The organism is Catellatospora tritici (genome assembly GCF_019083965.1).
In the GTDB taxonomy this organism is placed as follows: Bacteria; Actinomycetota; Actinomycetes; order Mycobacteriales; family Micromonosporaceae; genus Catellatospora; species Catellatospora tritici.
The window spans coordinates 150,434-166,954 of the sequence record NZ_JAHRCY010000015.1; the positions used below are offsets into that span (position 1 = coordinate 150,434).

The window sequence follows — 16,521 nt, forward strand, 5'->3', positions numbered from 1 at the left end:
ATCACCAGTTATTCGGCAATCCGGGTCAGGCTACCCACAGCGCCTGGGTCACGACGGCGCCACACGCCCGGTGACGATGAGAACCCGTTAACGTGAGCACGCTTCACCGAAACACCGTTGAAACATCTACCATCCCCTCAGATCGGCCACCGGTACCGCTGAACGTGTCGTCATAGGTGACCACGAAGTAGCCGTCCGGTGGACGATTCGGGGGTTGTGGCACACGTTTGCGCACGCAACGCTCAATAAGGCGCGACACACTGTCCGGAGGTGCATGGAATGACAGGCACGAGCGGCTCCACGCCGCCGTGGGCACCTCCTTACGCGCGGGAAACCGAACCGGCCCTTCCAGCGCGCCGCCGGGTCAAGCCGCTGCGCTCGATCCGGTATCGGCTGCTCCTGCCCATCGCCGTGGCCACGGCGGCGCTCGCCGTGCTCGGTGGCATCCAGACCCGCACGGCGATGCGCAGCATCGACGACGCCCGGCAGTCGGTGGTGCTGACCGACGCGCTCACCGCCACCGTCCGACTCGGCCACCAACTCGAGCAGGAGGTCGCCGAGACCGAGGCGCTGCTGCAGCGCGGCGGCAAGGCGGGCGAGCAGCTGCTCGTGGCCCAGCGGCGGCGCACCGACGAGGCCGTGCAGCGATATGGAGATGCCGCGGCGAAGGTCATGCAGACCACGCCCGCCCTGCGCGACCTGCTGGCCGAGGCCGGTGCCGACCTGTCCGCCCTGCCCCAGCTGCGCGACCGCGCCCAGCAGCCCGCCGCGCTGAACGCCGAGAGCAAGGACGGCGAGACCTCCCCGGAGGAGATCTACGACGACCTCACCCACGCGATGGTCGCCGTCGGCGAGGCGCTGGCCGCCGAACCCAAGGACGCGGACCTGAACGCGCTGGCCCGTACCGTGTCGGTGCTCAACGCGCTCGAGCACCACCGGTCGGAGGCGCGCGGCCTGCTGCGCGAGGCGTTCGGCCGCAACGAGTTCGAGCCCGGCCAGCTGGCCGAACTCGCCGAGCTGCACGGCGCCCAGATCGAGCGCGAGGCGCAGCTCGAACCGATCGCCGGGGCGAGCCTGCACGCCCGCTACCTCAAGGTGGTCAGCGGCGAGGACGTGGACAAGGCCGAGCAACTGCTGGAGGCGGCGCTACGCGGCGACACCGACCCGGCGGCCCTGCGCGTCGACCCCGACACCTGGCACATCGCCCAGACCAACGCGCTGCGCCGGCTCTACCTGTTCGAGCTGGAGGTCGTCACCGATCTCGACGACCGGGCCGCCATGCTGCAGACCACCGCGCAGCGCAGGGCGTGGCTGGTCGGTAGCGGCACGGTCGCGGCCATCATCGTGTCGCTGGCCTTCGCGGTGTTCCTGGCCGTACGCACCAGCCGTGGCCTGCGCAAGCTGAGCCGAGCCGCGCTCACCGTCGCCACCGACGAACTGCCCACCGCCATCGCCGAGGTCGCCGCCGCGCCGAGCGCGGAGACGGTGCGCCGCCTCACCAAGACCGCGACCACCCGGGTCGACACCCAGCTGTCCGGTCCCGCCGACGAGATCGGTGAGGTCGGCGCGGCGCTGGGCGCGCTGCACCAGCAGGCGCTGCGCCTGGCGGCCGATCAGGCGATGCTGCGCAACGACGTGTCGGCGATGTTCGTCAACCTGTCCCGGCGCGGGCAGACGCTGGTACAGCGGCAGCTGCACCTGATCGACGAGTTCGAACGCGACGAGACCGACCCGCAGTCGCTGGCCCGGCTGTTCGCGCTGGACCACCTCGCCGCTCGGATGCGCCGCAACGAGGAGAACCTGCTGGTCCTGGCGGGCGGCGAGCCCAGCCGCCGATTCGTCCGGTCCGAGCTGCTCATCGACGTGGTGCACGCGGCGGCCGCCGAGATCGACCAGTACACCCGCATCGAGACCCAGGCCATCGCCGACCTGTCCGTGGTCGCCCACGCGGTCGGTGACGTGGTGCACCTGCTGGCCGAGCTGCTGGAGAACGCCACCGACTTCTCCCCGCCCAACAGCCGGGTGCTGGTTTCCAGCCGCCGCGGCGTGGACGGCCTGACGCTCAGCGTGTTCGACTCCGGCATCGGCATGCCGCCGCAGCAGCTCGACGAGATCAACGAGCGGTTGACCCGTCCGTCCACGCTGACCAGTGACCTGACCCGCACCATGGGTCTGCTGGTGGTGGCCCGGATCGCGGCCCGGCGCGGCATCTCGGTGCAGCTGCGCAGCAGCCCCGGCGGCGGCACTGTCGCACTGGTGCTGCTGCCGACGACCTTGCTGGCCCCGCCACCCGTCGCGGCCGAGCGGCTGACCGTGTCGGCGCCCGGCCCGGCGCTGCCCGACGGCGAGATGCTGCGCACCCGGCGTGGCGGCGTCGAGCCGTCCCGGGACCCCTCGCCGACCGTTCCATCACCTACGCTCGACTCACCCACCGTCCCGTCTCCGATCATCACCGTCACCGCCGTTCCGCCGACCCCGTCCGTCCCGTCTTCCGCCGTCCACTTCCCGGTCCGTCCGGGCGGCACCGAAGCGGCGACCCAGGTGATCCCTGCGGTCGTCGCCGCACCCCCCGCTCATCACGAACGCGAGCTCTTGCCGTCAGGACTGCCGCGTCGCCGACCCGGCGACGTGCTGGCACCGGACGGCGGCACCGTAGCCCGACCACGGGTCGACGCACTGGACCCGGAAGTGGTCCGGACCCGGCTGTCGGGATTGGCCACCGGTATCGCGGCCGCTCACCGCGAACTGGCCCTCGAGCAGCAGGCAAGCTCGCCGGCTAAGAAGGAAAGCACATCATGAATCAGAACTCCGCCCAGCTCGCCGGTGCCGAAGAGGTCCACAGCCTGGACTGGCTGCTGACCTCGTTCGCCAAACGGATCGCCGACGTCACCTACGCCCTCGCCGTGTCCGTGGACGGCATGACCATCGCGTCGTCCGAGGGACTGCGCCAGGACCTGTCCGACAAGCTCTCGGCCATCACCAGCGGCCTGGCCAGCCTCACCGTCGGTGCCGCGACCTGCCTCAACACCGGGCAGGTGCGGCAGACGGTGGTGGACATGGACGAGGGTGTGCTGCTCATCATGGCCGTACGCGACCGGGCCTTCCTCGCCGTGGTCACCGCGCCCGGCTGCGACCTGGGTCAGATCGGCTACGAGACGGCCCTGCTGGCCCACCGCGTGGCGTACGCCCTCGAGCCCGGCGCCCGAACCGAGGGCTGACATGAGGGGGATCCGACGCCGACTGGCCGTCATGGTGTCGGCCGTGCTGCTGGCCGCCGTCGCGACGGCGTGCTCGTCCGAGCCGGACGGCGGCCTGCCGCCTTGGCACAACGGCATCCTGACCATCGGCACCGGGCCCACCAACGGCGTGTTCAACCAGATCGGCGTCGGCTACGCCGACGTCGTGAACCGGCACCTGCCCGGGTACGAGGCGCTGGCCCCGCCGACCAACGGCGCGGGCGAGAACCTGCAGCGTCTCGCCCGTGGCGACGTCGACATCGCGTTCACCTTCGCCGACGTGGCGGCCGACGCCGCGGCGGGCCGGGGCGCCTTCGCGGGCAAGCCGGTGCGGCTGCGTGCCCTGGCCCGGGTGTGGAACAGCTACACCCATCTGGTGGTCCGCGCCGACGCCCACATCTCGTCGGTGAAGGGTCTGCAGGGGCTGCGGGTGGCGACCGGCCCGAAGGGCTCCGGCACCGAGGAGGTCGCGCTGCGGGTGCTCACCGCGGCCGGACTGAGCCCCGACCGGGACCTGAACCGCACGTCGGCGTCGCTGTCGCAGATGGCGACGATGATGCGTGACGACGCGCTGGACGCGATGTTCTACACCGCGGGCCTGCCCACGGTCGGCATCACCGCGCTGTTCGGCCAGGCGCCGGGGAAGTTCACGCTGGTGTCGCTGGCCGACGTGCTGCCCGCGCTGGACAAGGCACATCCGAACATCTACACCGCGGGCACCATCCCGAAGGCGACGTACGGGCTGGACCGCGGCGTGGCCACGGTGGCCGTGCCGAACCTGATCGTGGTGGGCGAGGACATGCCGATCGACCTGGCGAACAAGCTCACCGAGCTGCTGTTCACCTACCGGTCGGAGCTGGCCGCGGTGCACCCCGAGGGCGGCAACATCGACAAGGCGATCGCGCCCCAGACCGACCCCCTCCCCCTGCACACCGGCGCGGAGCTGTTCTACGCCGCCGGCTGACCCACAAAGTTTCACTAACTTCAATATTGCCATGTATCACTGGAATCGTTACCTTCCAGGGGAACTCACCGCTGCCCGGGGCCAGAAGCCACCGGGCGGCCGGTCGGACCTTGGGAGGATCCGTGAGGCAAACACTACGAACGGCCCTGCGGGCCGGCGCGATCGCGCTGGCCGCGGCCGTCATCGGCAGCCTGGCCGCGGCAGCGCCCGCGCAGGCCGTGCCCATCGGGCCGGAGGGCCCACAGCCCGTGGTCGGCGGCGTGCTCGCCACGCAGGGCGAGTTCCCGTGGATGGTGCGCCTGTCCATGGGCTGCGGCGGTGCCATGTACACCCAGAGCCTCGTGCTCACCGCGGCCCACTGCGTCGGCGCCACCGGGAACAACAGCTCGATCACCGCCACCTGGGGCGTGGTCGACCTGCAGGACTCCAGCCGGGTCACCCGGACGTCCAACTACGTCTACCGGGCCCCCGGCTACAACGGCACCGGCAAGGACTGGGCCCTGATCCGCCTGTCCAGCCCGATCACCCAGGCCCCGCTGCTGAAGATCGCCACCGACACCTCCCTGCACAGCGGCACGTTCACCGTGGCCGGCTGGGGTGCGGCCAGCGAGGGCGGCGCGCAGCAGCGCTACCTGCGCAAGGCCGACGTCCCGTTCATCACCGACACCCAGTGCCAGAGCGCGGGCGGCGACTACTCGGGCCTGATCGCCAACGAGGAGATCTGCGCGGGCAACTGGAGCTCCGGCGGGGTGGACACCTGCCAGGGCGACTCCGGCGGCCCGATGTTCAAGCGCAACGCGGCCAACGAGTGGGTCCAGGTCGGCATCACGAGCTGGGGCACCGGCTGCGCCCGAGCCCAGAACCCGGGCGTCTACACCGAGGTCCGCTACTTCGCCACCGACATCTACAACGCGGCCGTGTCCCTGGGCGGGGCGCCGGGCGGCGTCGCGGTGGCCAACCCCGGCAACCAGACCACCACCGTCGGCACCGCGGTCACCCTGAACAACACCGCCTCCGGCGGCACCGCGCCGTACAGCTGGTCGGCGACCGGCCTGCCCGCAGGCCTGTCCATCAACGCGAGCACGGGCCAGATCACCGGCACGCCGACCACCCCCGGCAGCTCCACCGTGGTCGTGACCGCCACCGACAGCGCGAGCAAGACCGGCACCGCCTCGTTCGGCTGGACCGTGAACGCGGTCGGCAGCTGCGGCGCGGTCACCAACGGCACCGACGTGGCCATCCCGGACCTGAGCACGGTCTACAGCGACATCGCCATGTCCGGCTGCACGGGCAACGCATCGGCGACCTCGACGGTCGAGGTGCACATCGTGCACACGTACAAGGGTGACCTGGTCGTGGCCCTGGTGGCGCCGGACGGCAGCGTCTACACGCTGGCCAACCGCACCGGTGGCAGCGCCGACAACATCGACCAGACCTTCACCGTGAACCTGTCGAGCGAGGCCCGCAACGGCACCTGGCGCCTGCGTGTCCAGGATGCCGCGTCGGCCGACACCGGCTATATCAACAGCTGGACGCTCACCCTCTGACCTCACTCCTGGCAGGCCCGGTCGCTCCCCCGTCGGCCGGGCCTGCCCCATACCCCCGGAAGGGACACCCCATGCGAGGCAGAATCCTGTTCACCGCGCTGACGCTCGGCGCGGCGCTGGTGGTGACGGCCCCGGCCGCCGCCGCGCCGGTCGGCCCCAGCACCACCGCGGACAGCTCCGCGCAGTACCTCGTCGTCGGCCCGAAGACGCTGGCCGACCGCAACGCCGTCGCCCGCACGGGCGCCGCGATCGACCTGGTCGAGCACGGCCGCATCTACATCACCGCCACCGGCGCCGAGGTGGCCCGCATCCGCGCGCTGGGCTTCACGCTCGAGCAGCAGCCCGGCCCGGCCCAGCTGAGCAGCCCCGGCGCGATCGCCTACGGGTTCCCATCGGCGGATTCGGGTTACCACGACTTCGCCGAGGCGACCGCCGAGCTGAACAAGATCGTGACCGACCATCCGACGCTGGCGACCAAGACCCAGATCGGCACCTCGTACGAGGGCAGGGCCATCACCGCCCTGAAGATCTCCGACAACGTCGGCACCGACGAGAACGAGCCGGAGATCCTGATCAACGCGCACCTGCACGCGCGCGAGCACCTGACCGTCGAGATGGCGCTCTACCTGGCCAACCTGCTCACCGACCAGTACGCCACCGACAGCCGGGTGCGCGCCGTGGTCGACTCCCGCGAGATCTGGATCATCCCGGACCTCAACCCCGACGGCGGCGAGTACGACATCGCGACCGGCTCCTACCGCTCCTGGCGCAAGAACCGGCAGCCCAACAGCGGTTCGAGCAGCGTCGGCACCGACATCAACCGCAACTTCGGCTACAAGTGGGGCTGCTGCGGCGGCTCCAGCGGCACGACCTCCAGCGAGACCTACCGCGGTCCGTCGGCGTTCTCCACCCCGGAGGCGCAGGTGCTGCGCGACTTCGTCCTCTCGCGCCGGATCGGCGGGGTGCAGCAGGTCAAGGCCAACATCGACTTCCACACCTACGGTGAGCTGATCCTGTGGCCGTTCGGGTACACCACCGCCGACACGGTCAACCCGGGCATGACAGCCGACGAGCACAACGTGTTCGCCACCATCGGCCAGCAGATGGCCGCCACCAACGGTTACACCCCGGAGCAGGGCAGCGACCTCTACATCACCGACGGCGACATCACCGACTGGCTCTGGGGCGACCAGCGGGTATGGACGTACACGTTCGAGATGTACCCCGTCTCGTCGAGCCCCGGCTTCTACCCGGCCGACGAGGTGATCGCGGCGCAGACCTCGCGCAACCGCGACGCGGTGCTGCTGCTGTCGGAGTACGCCGACTGCCCGTACCGGGCCATCAACAAGCAGGCGCAGTACTGCACCGCGGCCAACGACTTCTCGGTGAGCCTGAGCCCGGCCTCGGGCGCGGTCAACCCGGGCAGCGCGGTGACCTCGACGGTCGCCACGGCGGTCACCAACGGGGCGGCGCAGACGGTGAACCTGACCGCGAGCGGCCTGCCGTCGGGCGCGACCGCGTCGTTCAGCCCGTCCTCGGTCACCTCGGGGCAGTCGGCGACGCTGACGGTCAGCACCTCGGCGTCGACCCCGGCGGGGACGTACCCGATCACCGTGACCGGCACGGGCACCGGCGCGACCCGGACCGCGACCTACACCCTGACCGTCAACGGGGCGCCCGGCTGCGTCGGCACCAACCCGACCGACGTGACCATCCCCGACCTGAGCACCGTCTACAGCGACATCACCATCACCGGCTGCGGCCGCAACGCCTCGGCGACGGCCACCGCCGAGGTGCACATCGTGCACACGTACAAGGGTGATCTGGTGGTGGCCCTGGTGGCGCCGGACGGCAGCGTCTACACGCTGGCCAACCGGACCGGCGGCAGCGCCGACAACATCGACCAGACGTTCACCGTGAACCTGTCGGGCGAGGCGGCCGACGGCGTGTGGCGACTGCGCGTGCAGGACGCGGCCTCGGCCGACACCGGCTACGTCAACTCCTGGACGCTGACGCTGTGAGACCCGGGTACGGCACCCGCCCGGCTGCCCAGCGGGCGGGTGCCGTACCCGGTAAATGGGTTGCGGCCGCTGTTAGACAGGGGGCGTGACCGACGAACTGCTGATCCGTGAGACGACCCTGGCGGACGTCCCTGAGCTGGCCCGCATCCGGACCGCCAGCTATGCCTGGTTCACCGCCAGCGTGGCGGCCCAGGAGAACTGGTTCCAGACCGTGCCCGAGGCCAGCCGCGCGCTGCGCCTGCTCGCCGAGCACGAGGGCCGCGTCGTCGGCTTCGGCATGGCCAACCTGAACCTGCAGACCTCGGTGCCCAACACCGGCGCGCTGACGCTGGTGGTGGACCCGGATTTCCGCCGCCGGGGCACCGGTTCGGCGCTGCACAGCCGTCTGGAGGAGCACCTGCGCGACATCGGCGCCACCCGGGTGCACGCGTGGGCCAACGACGACGAGGCGACGCTCGCCTTCGCCCGCGACCGGGGCTTCACCCTCGGCGCCAAGGACCGCTTCTCCCAGCTCGACACCCGTGCCCTGCCGCCCATGCCGGAGCTGCCGCCGGGCGTGACCCTGATCAGCCTCACCGAGGCCGGTCCGCGCGCGGTGTACGACCTCGACCAGGCCGCCTCGATCGACGAACCCGGCGACGTGTCGTACGACGGCACGCCCTATGACCTGTGGCTCAAGCGCTACTGGGGAAGCCCCGACCAGCAGCACCACGTCGGCACCGTGGCGGTCGTCGACGGCGTGCCCGCGTGCGCCACGTTCATGGAGGCCGACCAGGCCACCGGTCGCGGCACCTCGACCGGCACCTGCACCCTGCGCGACTACCGCGGCCGGGGCCTGGCCAAGCTGGTCAAGTCCGCCGCGCTGCGCAAGGCCGCCGAGGTCGGCATCCACACCGCGATCACCTGCAACGACTACGAGAACAAGCCGATGCTCGCGGTCAACGACTGGCTCGGCTACCAGGTCTGCGCGGCCGAGTGGTCCGTCCTCAAGGAGCTGTGATGAGCGACATGGTCATCCGCGAGGCGACCGAGGCCGACGTGCCGCACCTGTCGCGGGTCCGCTACGCCGCCTTTCCCTGGTACGTCGCCAGCCTGTCCAACCAGGTCAACCGCTGGCGCACCGTGACGGCCGCCACACGCACGCTGCGGCTGCTCACCGAGGTCGACGGCGTGGTCGTCGCCGTCGGGGTCGCCGGATTCAACGACCACACCTCGCAGCCCGGCGCGGCCGTGATCCACATCGTCGTCGACCCGGCCCACCGCCGTCGCGGCATCGGCTCGGCCCTGCACGACCGGCTGGAGGCGCACCTGCGCGACATCGGCGCCCGGCAGGTGCGCGGTATCACCGAGCATGACCCGGGAGACCACGCCTTCGCGCTCGCGCGCGGCTACCGGCCCGGCGCGCGCAACCGCTTCTCCCGGATCGACACCGGCACACTGCCACCCCGGCCACCCGTCCCGGCCGGGGTCGAGCTGCGCACCGCGGCCGAGGTCGGTCCGGAGGCGGTGTTCACGCTGGAGCACGCCGCCATGCTCGACCTGCCCGGCGACGTCCCGTACGACGGCCTGGGCTATGCCGACTGGCTCGACCGCAGCTGGCACAACCCGGACCAGTTGCCGGACGTGGGCGTGGTGGCCGTGGTCGACGGCGTGCCCGCCTCGGTGACCCTGGTCGAGGGCAACCGGGAGCTGGGCCGGGCGATGACGCAGACCACGTCGACGCTGCGGGCGTACCGGGGGCGCGGGCTGGCCCGGCTGGTCAAGTGGGAGTCGCTGCGCCGGGCCGCGCAGGCGGGCATCCACACCGCGTTCACCTGCAACGACTACGAGAACGCGGCCATGCTCGCGGTCAACGACTGGTTCGGCTACGAGATCTTCGCCAGCGAGCAGGCGTATCTCAAGGAGCTGTGAAACGTGGCGGTGGGCGGCGCGCCAGTGCCGCCCACCGCCGTGTGCCGCCGGATCAGCGGACCTTCTTCTGCAGCTTGTCCACCAGCGCGAGCATGGTGTACAGGTTCGGCACCGTGGCGACCTCGATGTTCCAGCCGACGGACTTGCCGTCGGTACGCAGGACGGAGACCCGGCCCTGCGCCACGGTGATCCCGGCCAGCTCGGACCAGGCGACCAGCTTCTTGCCGGAGGACACGCCCTCCTCGCTGACGGTGAACCGGCCGAACGTCACCGGGTTGCCCTGGTCGAAGTAGGCCAGCGCCTTGGGCAGCTGAGCCTGCGCGACCTGGGCCGCCAGCACCGGACCGAACTTGGCCATGTCCGCGGCGTACGTGCCGAGCTGCAGCTTGCGGCCGTCGCTGAGCACCAGGTTGTAGTCGTAGATCATGTTGACGGCGCCGTAGGTGTTGTTGCGGACGATCCGCATGTGCACCGTCTGCACCGCCTCGTAGCGGTACGCCTGCACGCCCTTGGCCCGCAGGTGCACGAAGCCGTGCTCGTACTCGTAGACGCCGTACCGGCGGGCCTTGGCCGACACCGCCGGGCTGCGCACGATCAGCCAGATGAGCGGCACCAGGAACACCAGCCCGGGGATCGCCACGTACGGGGCGCCCGCGGCGTGCTGGTCGTACATGGGACTGTCCGTGTCGACCACCAGCAGGGCTCCGGCGCAGCCGAGCGACATCAGCGCGAACATGCCGCAGACCACCATGAGGGTGACCGCGTTGCGGGCACGGTGGAAGGCGCGGAATTCCCCCAGGCCGGCCGTCGCCGCCGCCTGTGTGACGGTGACGGGCTCCGTCACCACATCCGTAGCCGACATGCTCAGGACCCCTGCTGCCAGGCGGCCGCGGCCTCGGCCTGGGTGTGCTGGGTCCGGCCCGCGCGCCAGGCGCCGAAGGCACTGCCGGCGGCGATCACCAGGCCGCCGATCATGATGACCAGGGACTGACGGCGGCCCTTGTCGGCGTACTCGTCGAAGGTGTAGGCCTTACGGCTGGTGTCGCTGTACTCGATGCACTGGTCGCCGGGCCTCATCTCCTCGCCGTCGCAGGTCACCTTGGTGTCCAGCAACAGGAACCCACCGACCGCCATCGCCAGCCCGATCAGGAGGAGCAGGAGGTACGGCACCGCTTTTCTACTCATGGAAATTCCCCTGTGTAAAAGCTGTCAAGATTGCGACACCCTACGACCGGGGAGATCCATACCGGATCGGCCGATCGGCTCTCGGATGGCTCGACACGGCTCAGTGCGGCGGTTGCCATCCGTGCGAACAGGACCATCGGCGTGACCTGCGGTGACTCACCAGGCCCGATAACGGGCTGCGACCTGATCACCCGGGTCGTAGGCTGCGGCAATGCTGACGCCGAACCTGCGACCAGCGGCCCGTGCGATCGTGCTCGACCCCGCCGACCGCATCCTGCTGTGCCGACACGACCTCGACAAACCGACCGGACGGATCAGCGTCTGGGCCGCGCCGGGCGGCGGCGTCGAACCCGGCGAGTCGACGCTCGACGCACTGCACCGCGAACTGCGGGAGGAGACCGGGCTCACCATCAGCGCCGAGCCGCCGCACGTGTGGCACCAGCGGGTCGTCGCGGCCGGGCACGCCAAGGGCTACGACGGCGTCGTCAACGACTACTTCCTGGTCCGCGCCGCGGCGTTCACGCCGCGCGGTGCGATGACCGACGAGGAACTGGCCGCGGAGAGCCTCTTCGCCTGGCGCTGGTGGTCACTGCCGGAGATCACCGCGTACGCGGGTCCGGACCTGTTCTCGCCCCGCGCCCTGGCCACCCTGCTGCCCGTCCTGCTCACCGGCGGCATTCCGGCCGAACCGGTGCAGCTGGGCCTGTGACCCCGGCCGGAGTCCGCCGGGCGTATTGAGGCCGCGGCCCGGTGGGGCTACCGGGCCGCGGGGCATCCGGGCCCGGGGCTCAGGCGGGGATCAGCGCGGCCGAGCGCGCCGCGAGCCCCAGGCCGACCACGAGCACCAGCAGACCTGCCACCGCCGGACCGGCGGTGACCAGCGGGCGGAACCGGCTCAGGCGGGCTGACCAGCGATCACGCAGCCGCAGCAGGAGCAGGCCCGCGGCGGTCAACGTCGCGGCCATACCCACGCCGTACGCGAGCACGAGCAGGATCCCGAACCCGGTGCGCCCCAGCGCGATCGCGCCCAGCAGCACCACCAGCGCCGACGGGCTGGGCACCAGCCCCGCCGCCACCCCCAGCGCCCCGATCCCCACCCGCCCGCCCCCGCCCCCACCGTGCCGATGCCGGTGTCCCCCATGCCCATGCCCATGCGCATGCCCGTGCCCATGCACATGCCCGTGCGCGTGCGCGTGCGCGTGCGCGTGCGCGTCGTGCGCGTGTCCGTGGGTTGGCTGCAGTTTCGGGGAAACTGCTGGAATCGAGGGCTCTTTTCCTGCAGTTTCCCCGAAACTGTCGCCTGAGTGCGGGCGCGGATGCGGGTGCGGGTGCGGGTGCGGGTGGGAGTGGCGGAGGGTGGGGAGGAGCATGCCCAGGCCGACGGCGGTGACGATGGCGCCGCTGGCCACGCCGAGCCAGCCCAGGATGGTCTGTCCGGTCAGGCCGGAGACCACGGTCAGCACCAGGCCCAGCACGATCACCCCGCCCGTGTGGGTCGCGGTCACGGTGATGCCGACGGTCAACGCGTCGCGCGGGCGACCGGCCCGACCCGCCAGGTATACGGCCATCACGGTCTTGCCGTGGCCGGGCAGTAGTGCGTGAGCGGCCCCGAGCAGCAGCGCCAGCAGCACCGCGAGCACGCCGACCAGCGGCGTCAGCTCGGATCCACCGACGGCGGCGAGCATGCGCTCCTGCGCCCAGCCGAGCAGCCGCAGCGGCGTGGCCGTGCTGCCGGTACTCGTGTCGGCACCGGTGGCGGTGCTGGTCGCGGCGGCGGTGTCGGTGTCGGTGTCGGTCGCGGTGGCGGCGCCGGGCCGGATGTCGAGGCGGGCGTCTCGGACGTCCAGCGGCGAGGCGAGCGGATCGGTCGGGTACACGCGCAGCTCGTCGGTGCCGCTGTGGGCGGGCAGGATGGCGCCGGACGGGGTCGTGCCGGTCGCGGTGACACCCGCCCCGGCCACGGTGATCTCACGCCAGCCGACCCGGTCGGCCCGGAATCCGTTGTGCACGGACAGCTCGACCCGCGCCCCGGGCAGCCCCGTACGCAGGGTGCAGGTGACACGGCTGGTGGACAGGCCCGCCGCGCCCGGGGCGTACCCGGCGACGGCGGAGTCGAGGGTCCAGCCCAGGCGGGCGGATCCGCTGGTGACGGTGACGTCGCGGGCGACGTCGGCGCAGCTGCGCCGGGCGTACGCGGACAGTTCGGCGGGCTCGGCCAGCCCGTCCCCGGACGCGTCCACCGCCGTCCGGTCCTGCAGGGTCGGCAGCTCGGCGAGGTCGACGACGACGGTGGCGTGCAGCGTCGCGGGGCGTACGGTCAGCGCCACGAGCTGGTTGACCGAGAAGTTGCCGAGCGGGTGTGCCGAGGCGGGCGCTGGCAGCAGCAGTCCCCCGGCCAGCGCGGCGACGAACACGGTCAGGAGGCGGACGGGTCTCATCGGGCACCTGCCAGGGTGAGGGCGCGCGCCGCCGCGGGCGCGTCGACGGGCGAGAAGTGGGGATTGAGCGCCAGCGCACGGGCCAGGTCCCGGCGCGCGGCCGCGCGGTCACCGAGAGCAAGTTCGATCATGCCGAGGTGGTACGCGTACCCGGCGCTGCGCGTCCCGAGCGCGTTGGCGGCCCGCGCGTACGTCAGCGCCTCGCGCGACCGTCCCGCCCGGTGCAGCGCCCAGCCGAGCAGATCGGCGACGTCGGTGTGCTGGCGGCGACGCCACTCGGCCCGCGCGTGCGCGACGGCTGCCTCGGTGTCGCCGATGGCCAGCGCGACCTCGGCCGCGGCGAGTTCGTCGCCGCCACCGTTGGCGGCCAGCAGCGCCAGTGCCGCCCCGGCCAGCCGCAGCTGCTCCCGCGCGGCGTCGGGGTGCCCGGCGGCGGTCAGCAGTTGGGCGTACTCGACCAGCAGGGAGGGGGCGGGCTGGGCGGCGGCGAGGTCGGCGTACGCGGACAGGGCCGCGTCGGTGTGGCCGGTGCCGGCGTCGACCCGGGCCAGCCCCAGCCGCAGCGCCGGGAGGTGCGGGTCGGCGGCGAGTCCGGCGCGGTACTGCTCGGCGGCGGCGGTGCGGTCACCGGCGTGCCAGGCCAGGTCGCCAAGCTGCTGGCGGACGAACGCGACGTCGGCCGGGGCCACCGCGGCCGCCAGCGCCCGGGTCCACAGCTCGCGGGCCGTCTCGACCTGGCCGTGCTGCTCCAGGTCGTACGCGGCGCGGGCCAGCGCGGGCAGCCCCGGCCGCAGGTCGAGCATGCGCTGCACCGCCGTGGTGGCCTCGGCGGGGCGGCCGAGCTGGGTCAGCGCGTCGGCCAGCACGCCGTACGCGTCGGCGCTCCACGGGTTGGCGGACAGGGCCTGCCGGGCCAGCCGCTCGGCCTGCCCGAAGTCGTGTCGCGCGTTGGCCAGCGCACCGAGGCCGACCAGGGCCGCGTCGTTGTCCGCGCGCACCTGCCGGGACCGGTCGAGCGCGCCCTGCGCCCGCGGGTAGTAGCCGGGATCGCCGGTGCGGCGCGCCTGCTCGACGTACGCGGTGCCCAGCGCCGCCCAGGCCGCCCAGTCACCGGGCACGTCGGCCAGCCGCCGCTGCAACTGCGCCACGCCGCGGGCGACAGGGTCGGGTCGGTCGTACGCGAGCTCGCCCGGCGCCCCGTCGACCGGCGCCGCCGGTGCCGCGCCGAGCGCGCCACCCAGCCCCGTCAGCAGAAACCCCGTGATCACCACGGCGGCAATCCTGCGCCACATCTGTTTCTCCCCTGCTCGCTCGCTGCCTCCGGCTCCGCACCGGAGAAGGTCGTCCGGCCTGTGCCGGAAGCGGGTCAAGAAGGGCACCTTCTGCAACGGATTCCGATAAGAAGGTGCCCTTGCTTACTTCAGTGGGGCTGGGTGCGGCGGCGGCGCATCCACCAGCCGACGAAGAACGCCAACCCCAGCGCACCCGCCGAGGCGGTGCCGACCGTGGCCCACATCTGTCCGCTGGTCATCGGGGTGTCGGTCGCGGACGAGGCCGCCGGGGCCAGGGAGGCGTCCGGGTCCGGGGTGGCGGGCGGGGCGCCCCGGGCGACGGTGCCGCCGTTGACGGCGGTGGCGTTGGGCAGGGCCACGTACGGGAAGGTGTCGCCGAAGGCGTTGTCGTTGGCGTCCACCCCGTCGCCGGTCGCGAGCGCGTCGACCAGCTTGCCGGTCTGCGCGGCGCCGACCAGCGCCTGCAGCTCGATGTCGACCACGTCGTCGGTCAGCCGCCGCCCGTTCGGGAAGCCCTGCAGGTCGCCGCCGAGCACGCCCAGCCGGTTCGGGCCGGTCGTCTGCGGCACGGACAGGTTCAGCCGCAGCATCTCCGCCGGGCGGAACCGCTTCGGGTCCACGTCGGCGTTGTTCAGCTGCGAGTTGAGGTCGGCCTTGATCGGGCCGCCCGCCTTGGTGGTGATGCCGGTCAGGAAGATCTCCACCAGGTCGTTCCGTGGCGTCGCCGGGGCCGGGATCTGGTAGATCGCCTCGATCAGCTTCGGCACCTCGGGCTCGGTGACCCGCTGGACCAGCTGCGGGATCTTCGCGTCCCCGTCCGGAGTGGAGGCGTTGAACGCGTCCTTGAGCCCGGCGGGCACCACCACCTCGTTGACCAGCGGGTTGCCCAGGCGCGAGACCTGCACCCGCTCGCCGGAGCGGATGTCGCCGGTCTTGCCGGTGATGCGGACCCGGGGCCGCTCGGTGCTGGTCCAGATGCCGATCACCGGGTTGCGGGTGCCGTCGCCGCCGAGGGCGACGTCCTTGAACGGCACCTCCAGCGCGATCGTGTTGACGTTGTATCCGGCCAGCGTGTCCTGCCCGGTCTCGCTGAGGTCGCCGCCGTAGAGCAGGTCGAAGACGCGCAGGTCGAGGAAGAACGGGTCGTCGGCCTGCCCGGCGAAGATGCGCCAGCCGCCGGACAGCTTGATCGTCGCCTGCTCGCGCAGCGCGCCGTAGTCGGGCATCGACGCCGGGCCGACCCGGGACGGGGCCACCGGCACGCTGCTCGCGCGGGTCCGGAACGCCTCCCCGTGGAACGACGACTCCAGCGTGTAGGTCTGCCGGAACAGCAGGTTCTCGTCGTCGAGCGAGGTCACCGGCCCGTTGTTGAGCAGGAACGTCGAGTTGCCGCGCTTGTCGACGTTCTGGAACGTCCACCGGAACCGCGCGTCCGGCCGGGCGTCCCCGTCGCTGTCCACATTGATCGCGTACGCCGCGTCGGTGGCGAACGGGTAGAAGTTCGGTCCGCCGTTGGGCTCCTGGAACGGCACCCAGTTGGCGACGAAGGTGACGTAGCCGGGGCGGTCCGGGCTGACGAAGGCGTACAGGTCGGTCGCGTCGACGGCCGGGTCGAGCGCGATGAGCGGCGCCTCGCGGTGGCTGGACGCCCCGGCCGAGCCGGGGCCGAGCGCGTACCCGGCGGCGGCCAGGGCGAGGCAGGTGACTGCCGCGAGCGCGACGCCGAGGCGACGTGCCCTGCGGCGCGGGATGTCTGACATCGGATGGTCCTCCCCTTCGGACAGTCGAGAGCTGACTGCGCGAGGACTTCGGGCCCACCGACCGGCATGGATTGGCCGTTGTCGACATGGCGTCACCGGGCCATCCGCGCGGCCCTCGGCACCGAATCACCCCCCACGTCGCGGCTCGGCGGGCACTTTCGACCGGA

13 protein-coding genes are annotated in these 16,521 nt (G+C 72.1%); 8 read left to right on the forward strand and 5 right to left on the reverse strand.

Annotation, left to right across the window (positions count from 1 at the left end):
- The first annotated feature begins 279 nt into the window (after positions 1 to 279).
- The 7 genes from KUA19_RS29265 (at position 280) to KUA19_RS29295 (ending at position 9,679) form a co-directional block, all read left to right on the forward strand.
- Positions 280 to 2,799 (forward strand): sensor histidine kinase, encoded by a 2,520-nt coding sequence (locus tag KUA19_RS29265; RefSeq protein WP_217400976.1) that lies wholly within the window; start codon positions 280 to 282, stop codon positions 2,797 to 2,799.
- Positions 2,796 to 3,218, forward strand: a complete 423-nt coding sequence (locus tag KUA19_RS29270) for a roadblock/LC7 domain-containing protein (protein WP_217400978.1) — start codon at positions 2,796 to 2,798, stop codon at positions 3,216 to 3,218. The genes KUA19_RS29265 and KUA19_RS29270 overlap by 4 nt, the downstream gene beginning before the upstream one ends.
- A 1-nt stretch (position 3,219) precedes the next feature.
- On the forward strand, positions 3,220 to 4,200 hold the full coding sequence (locus tag KUA19_RS29275; RefSeq protein ID WP_217400980.1) for a TAXI family TRAP transporter solute-binding subunit: 981 nt from the start codon (positions 3,220 to 3,222) through the stop codon (positions 4,198 to 4,200).
- 122 nt (positions 4,201 to 4,322) lie between these two features.
- A complete protein-coding gene (locus tag KUA19_RS29280) occupies positions 4,323 to 5,747 on the forward strand; it encodes a trypsin-like serine protease (RefSeq protein ID WP_308167709.1) in 1,425 nt (474 codons plus the stop codon).
- A 71-nt stretch (positions 5,748 to 5,818) separates the two neighbouring features.
- Positions 5,819 to 7,768 carry a M14 family metallopeptidase gene (locus KUA19_RS29285; protein ID WP_217400982.1) on the forward strand — a complete coding sequence of 650 codons (1,950 nt, stop codon included), beginning with the start codon at positions 5,819 to 5,821 and terminating at the stop codon, positions 7,766 to 7,768.
- 85 nt (positions 7,769 to 7,853) lie between these two features.
- On the forward strand, positions 7,854 to 8,768 hold the full coding sequence (locus KUA19_RS29290; protein ID WP_217400985.1) for a GNAT family N-acetyltransferase: 915 nt from the start codon (positions 7,854 to 7,856) through the stop codon (positions 8,766 to 8,768).
- Entirely contained in the window at positions 8,768 to 9,679 is a 912-nt protein-coding gene (locus tag KUA19_RS29295) for a GNAT family N-acetyltransferase (RefSeq protein ID WP_217400987.1), read from the forward strand. The genes KUA19_RS29290 and KUA19_RS29295 overlap by 1 nt, the downstream gene beginning before the upstream one ends.
- Positions 9,680 to 9,731: 52 nt before the next feature.
- Here the strand turns inward: KUA19_RS29295 and KUA19_RS29300 are convergent, their stop codons facing one another.
- On the reverse strand, positions 9,732 to 10,541 hold the full coding sequence (locus tag KUA19_RS29300) for a DUF6585 family protein (RefSeq protein WP_217400989.1): 810 nt from the start codon (positions 10,539 to 10,541) through the stop codon (positions 9,732 to 9,734).
- A gap of 2 nt (positions 10,542 to 10,543) precedes the next feature.
- The gene (locus tag KUA19_RS29305; RefSeq protein ID WP_217400991.1) at positions 10,544 to 10,864 is read right to left on the reverse strand and encodes a hypothetical protein; all 321 of its coding nucleotides are present in this window, start codon (positions 10,862 to 10,864) and stop codon (positions 10,544 to 10,546) included.
- Between the two features lie 211 nt (positions 10,865 to 11,075).
- Between KUA19_RS29305 and KUA19_RS29310 the strand changes: the two genes are divergently transcribed.
- Positions 11,076 to 11,573, forward strand: a complete 498-nt coding sequence (locus KUA19_RS29310) for an NUDIX hydrolase (RefSeq protein ID WP_217400993.1) — start codon at positions 11,076 to 11,078, stop codon at positions 11,571 to 11,573.
- A gap of 79 nt (positions 11,574 to 11,652) precedes the next feature.
- Here KUA19_RS29310 and KUA19_RS29315 read toward each other — a convergent pair whose 3' ends face one another.
- The 3 genes from KUA19_RS29315 to KUA19_RS29325 form a co-directional block, all read right to left on the reverse strand.
- Positions 11,653 to 13,302 (reverse strand): hypothetical protein, encoded by a 1,650-nt coding sequence (locus KUA19_RS29315; protein WP_217400995.1) that lies wholly within the window; start codon positions 13,300 to 13,302, stop codon positions 11,653 to 11,655.
- Positions 13,299 to 14,594, reverse strand: coding sequence for a tetratricopeptide repeat protein (locus KUA19_RS29320; protein WP_217400997.1), 1,296 nt, complete (start codon positions 14,592 to 14,594; stop codon positions 13,299 to 13,301). The genes KUA19_RS29315 and KUA19_RS29320 overlap by 4 nt, the downstream gene beginning before the upstream one ends.
- 128 nt (positions 14,595 to 14,722) lie before the next feature.
- Positions 14,723 to 16,354, reverse strand: a complete 1,632-nt coding sequence (locus KUA19_RS29325) for a DUF4331 domain-containing protein (RefSeq protein ID WP_217400999.1) — start codon at positions 16,352 to 16,354, stop codon at positions 14,723 to 14,725.
- Positions 16,355 to 16,521: the final 167 nt, after the last annotated feature.

Coding starts and splice junctions, on each gene's coding strand:
- KUA19_RS29265 (WP_217400976.1), top strand. CDS start 280: ATGACAGGCACGAGCGGCTCCACGCCGCCGTGGGCACCTCCTTACGCG.
- KUA19_RS29270 (WP_217400978.1), top strand. CDS start 2,796: ATGAATCAGAACTCCGCCCAGCTCGCCGGTGCCGAAGAGGTCCACAGC.
- KUA19_RS29275 (WP_217400980.1), top strand. CDS start 3,220: ATGAGGGGGATCCGACGCCGACTGGCCGTCATGGTGTCGGCCGTGCTG.
- KUA19_RS29285 (WP_217400982.1), top strand. CDS start 5,819: ATGCGAGGCAGAATCCTGTTCACCGCGCTGACGCTCGGCGCGGCGCTG.
- KUA19_RS29295 (WP_217400987.1), top strand. CDS start 8,768: ATGAGCGACATGGTCATCCGCGAGGCGACCGAGGCCGACGTGCCGCAC.
- KUA19_RS29300 (WP_217400989.1), bottom strand. CDS start 10,541: ATGTCGGCTACGGATGTGGTGACGGAGCCCGTCACCGTCACACAGGCG.
- KUA19_RS29305 (WP_217400991.1), bottom strand. CDS start 10,864: ATGAGTAGAAAAGCGGTGCCGTACCTCCTGCTCCTCCTGATCGGGCTG.
- KUA19_RS29310 (WP_217400993.1), top strand. CDS start 11,076: ATGCTGACGCCGAACCTGCGACCAGCGGCCCGTGCGATCGTGCTCGAC.
- KUA19_RS29315 (WP_217400995.1), bottom strand. CDS start 13,302: ATGAGACCCGTCCGCCTCCTGACCGTGTTCGTCGCCGCGCTGGCCGGG.
- KUA19_RS29320 (WP_217400997.1), bottom strand. CDS start 14,594: ATGTGGCGCAGGATTGCCGCCGTGGTGATCACGGGGTTTCTGCTGACG.
- KUA19_RS29325 (WP_217400999.1), bottom strand. CDS start 16,354: ATGTCAGACATCCCGCGCCGCAGGGCACGTCGCCTCGGCGTCGCGCTC.